This is a genomic window from Streptomyces sp. DvalAA-14 (genome assembly GCF_900091855.1).
GTDB lineage: Bacteria > Actinomycetota > Actinomycetes > Streptomycetales > Streptomycetaceae > Actinacidiphila.
The window spans coordinates 1-3,151 of sequence record NZ_FMCH01000656.1 but is presented as its reverse complement, the minus strand read 5'-3'; the positions used below and the strand labels follow the sequence as shown (position 1 = coordinate 3,151).

1 protein-coding gene is annotated in these 3,151 nt (G+C 77.0%); it reads left to right on the top strand.

The window, feature by feature from the left end; genetic code table 11:
• Positions 1 to 28: 28 nt before the first annotated feature.
• On the top strand, positions 29 to 3,151 hold a 3,123-nt coding region (locus GA0115240_RS39080), incomplete at its 3' end, for an SAV_2336 N-terminal domain-related protein (RefSeq protein WP_093743108.1).

Sequence of the window (3,151 nt, the reverse complement as noted above, 5' to 3'; positions counted from 1 at the left end):
GGTCAGGAGCGAGGNGGCCCCGGTNCCGGTGGAGCANACCCCGCCGCCCGGCTATCCGCGCACCCCCGTCGGCGACGCCAGCGACGGCAAGGGCGTGCGGCTGGTCCCGCCCGCCGCCGAGCCGCAGGGCGCCCGCACGACCAGCCTGTACCCGGGCGCCGGCGTCCCCGGCCGCAGCCGTCCGGCAGCCGGTACCGGCGCGCTCGGCGTCACCGTCCCCGAAGCCGCCGCCCTGCCCAGACTCCTCGAACTCCAAGCGGCGTTACGCCCGTTGCAGCGCTACCGCAGCCCGGCCCGGCCGCGCCGGGAAGAACTCGACGAGGCGGCCACCGCCGATCGGACGGCCCGGGCCGGCGGGCTGATGCTGCCGGTCTTCCGCCCGGTGCCGCGCGGCGACGCGGCCATGCAACTGCTGATGGACGCCTCCTCGTCGATGTTCGTCTGGGAGCGGATGCTGCGCGAACTCGCCACCGTCTTCGAGCGGCTCGGCGCGTTCCACGAGGTCCAGGTCCGCTATCTGCACACCACCCCGGACGGCGGCCTCGCCGTCTCCGGCCGCTTCGACCCCGAACCGGCCGGACTGCGCTCCCCGCAGCAGCTGTCCGACCCGACCGGACGCCGGATCACCCTGCTGGTCAGCGACTGCGTGGGCCCGCTGTGGCGGTCCGGGCAGGCCCACCGGCTGCTGCACCGGCTGCTGCGGCTCGGCCCGGCCGCCGTGCTCCAGCCGCTGCCCGCCCGGCTGTGGAACCGCACCAGGCTGCCCGTCTCGTACGGGGCGCTGCACCGCGCGGCCGGCCTGGCCACCGCGGCGCCGCTGCGCTTCTCGGCCGGACCGGCCTCCTCCGCCACCGAACCCGACGCGCTGCCGGTACCCGTACTGCCGCCCACCGCCGCCGCGTTGGGCGCCTGGGCGCGGCTGCTGGCCGGTATGGGCGCGGGCGAGGTGCCGGCCGCCGTCGGCTGGGTGCACCCCGACCATCCGGCCACCCACAGCCCACCGCGCCGTACGACCGTGCCGGTGCCCGCGCTCGTCGGCCGCTTCCGCTCGGCCGCCTCCCCGACCGCCGCGCAGCTCGCCGTCTACCTCGCCGCCGCCCCGCTCTTCCTGCCCGTCATGCAGCTCGTGCAGCGCACCATGCTGCCCGACTCCGGCCCCGCGGAACTCGCCGAGGTGCTGCTCAGCGGGCTGCTGGTACGCGACACCGACGAGGACCACCGCTGGTACCACTTCGCCGACGGTGTGCGCGACGCGCTGCTGTCCTCGCTGGGCCGCGACGAGGCGCTGCTGGTGCTCAAGCACTGCTCGCAGTATGTCGAGCAGCGCTTCGGCAAGGGCGGCCCCAACTTCCCGGCCCTGGCGATCACCCAGCTCACCGAAGGGCTCGGCGACCTGGCGGCGGACGAGGCGGTACGCAGCGCCCTGGAACAGGCCGCCCGCGCCTCGGCCGTCCGCGAAGTGGTGCGCGACGAGGAACTGCCGCCCGTGGTCGGCACCGAGTCGCCGCAGCCCTTCGCCGAGGTCGCCGCCCGGGTGCTGGAGCGGTTCATGCCGCTGCCGCAGGGACCCGGGCCGGGACTTGGGCTCGGAGCGGGCCCGGGACCCGGGCTGGGGACGGCACCGGAGGCGGGACCGGGGGCCGCGGTCGCCGACGCCGGTCCGGTGCGGGCCTCGGCGGTGGTACGGCAGGCCCGCGCGCTGGCCGCCCGCTTCCACGGCAAGGGCATGGTGCAGAACCTGCTGGACGCCGTGCAGTTGCTGCGGGCCGCCACCGCGCGGGAGGGCGTGCGCGGCATCGATCCCGAACTGTGGAGCGAACTGGCCCAGCAGCTGGTGGTGTTGTGGCGGGTGCGCGGCGGCGCGGACCTGCTGCGGGAGGCGCAGGAAGCGGCCGAGACCGCCACCGCGCACCCCGGCTCGGTACGGGCCCGCGCGGTGCGCGCCCGCGTCTTCCAGGCCGCCGCCGAGGACCGGGCCGCGGTCGGCGACGACCGCGGCGCGCTGGAGCTGCTGCGGCGCGCCGACCGGGAGTTCACCGCGGTGTGCGCCTCTCCCGGGCTCGGCCCGCGCGAGCTGCTCGACGCCACCTTGGAGCGGGTCCGGGTGCTGGAGGACCAGTGGCAGCTCGGCGGCGACACCGGGCTGCTGCACGAGACGCTGGGCATGCTGGAGGCCTTCGCCGACTCCTGGCCGCCGACCCAGGACCGCCCCAGCGGGCTGCCGCTGGCCCACGGCCGGGCACTGCTGCGGCTGGCCGACACCGCCCCCGACCGGCAGAGCAGCCAGATCTTCGCCCGCCGCGCCGCCGTCTCCTTCCTGTCCGGGGTCGACGCGCTGGAGCGGGAAGCCGCGCCCCCCGAGGCCCGGCAGGCCGCCACCTTGTCCCTCATCGACGCCCAACTCCTCGAAGGCGGGCGGCTCGACGAAGCCGGGCGCCAGCTGGGCCGGGCCCTGCGCGAGACCGGCCAGGACCCCGCGGCCCGGGCCGCACTGCTGCTGCGGGCCGGCCGGATCGCGGTGGCCCGCTACGCCCAGGGCGGCTCGGCCGCCGAACTGGAAAGCGCCGCGGGGTCGTTCGCCGAGGCCTGCGCCCTCACCTCGCGCGACCGCCCCGAATACCGCGAGATGGTCGCCGAATGGGGCGAGGCCCTGCTGGAACGGGCCGGACTCGACGGCGGCGAGGGCTTCGTCCACCGGGCCGTCCAGGTGCTGCGGGACTGCCGGATGGAGACCCCGGAGAGCGACCCGATGCTGCCCGGCCGGCTGCTGATGCTGGGCCGCGCGCTGATCCTGCGCTACCGCTTCGAGGAGGACCTGGTCGACCTCCGGGAGGCCGAGTACGTCCTCGGCCTGGCCCACCAGCCGGCCGTGGAGCCCGGCCTGGTGGCCAGGATCTGGTTCGAGCTCGGCGAATCCCACCGCTTCGGCTATCTGCACACCCACCGCCCCGAACGCCTCGACCAGGCCGCCGACGCCTACCGCCGCGCCGCCGACTCGGCCACGGCCGCCCGCCGGGAGGCCCACGAACCCGGCCCCATGGCGCGGCTGTCGGCCCGGGCGCATCATTGGCGGGGCGTGGTCTACGAGTCCGCCCGCCGCCCCCGCGCCGCCGCCGAGGCGTACCGCGCCGCCCTGACCGACTGGCGCAGG